General features: G+C 60.7%; 1 protein-coding gene. It reads right to left on the minus strand.

Annotated elements, in window-relative coordinates:
* Window positions 1–884, minus strand: an 884-nt coding sequence (locus ACRD7P_RS20920; RefSeq protein ID WP_430909748.1) for a phage baseplate assembly protein V, incomplete at both ends; no start/stop codon positions are given.

Genomic DNA, 884 nt, shown 5'->3' on the forward strand with positions numbered 1-884 from the left:
CCATCGGTATCGTTGAGTTCGATCACATGTCCGCTCCTTGTCTTAATGGCCTTGATGTTGTTGTCGGCATCGGCGAAGCCACTGCTGGCGGCGTTGTTGTATCCCGCGCTGAGCACAAAGGGTTTTTCGGGATTGTCGCCCTCGAAGCCCACCAGAACCTCCTCGCCGTTCTCGGGTATAAAGTAAAAGCCCTTTTCGGCGCCCGAGTAGGGGGTGGCCATCTTTATCCATGGCGTTGCGGTGCCCTTTGCCATTTGCCATGGGAACTGCACCTTTACGCGCCCTAGCCCGTCCGGGTCGGCATTGTCGAATACCCTTCCGCGCTGTGCGCCCGCCCTTGGCGCGGCAAAGCTCTCGGAGTAGGGCGGGTGCTCGGTACCCTCGGGCACGCCCTCGAACTCGTTTCGGTAATGTCCGTTATGGTCGAAGCGGTGCACCACTTTGGTAATGTCGTAGGAACCATAGGGGTCCCTCTTTTGGGCATCCGAAAAGTTGAGCCCTTCCAGGGTAAGGGTATCGCCCACCCGCAGGGCGACCAGTTCGGAGGTCCCCGATGCGGTGACCATGGCGGCGGCCCTTCCCAGTGCGTTCACCTTTGCGGCGGTATCCACACCGCCCTGTGCGCTGTATTCGTGCTGTCCCCTGTTCCACTCGTAACGCCCCTTTTTGGCGAAGAGGTTGTTCGATTCGGACCTCAGGGTATCGAGATAGGGGTGGGAGGAGGTCGGGGAATGTGCGCTGGACTCGGCCTCCAAAAGGGTATCGTTCACCCAGTCGTGCGCGCTGATCGCGAAGGACTGTTCCCTTAGGGAGGTGCCCAGGTTGAAGGAGAGCACGTCGACCCCCACGGTGCCCTGCAAGCGGCGGTCGCCGCTACGGCCGAT

It is taken from the genome of Maribacter sp. 2-571 (genome assembly GCF_050589625.1).
GTDB lineage: Bacteria > Bacteroidota > Bacteroidia > Flavobacteriales > Flavobacteriaceae > Pelagihabitans.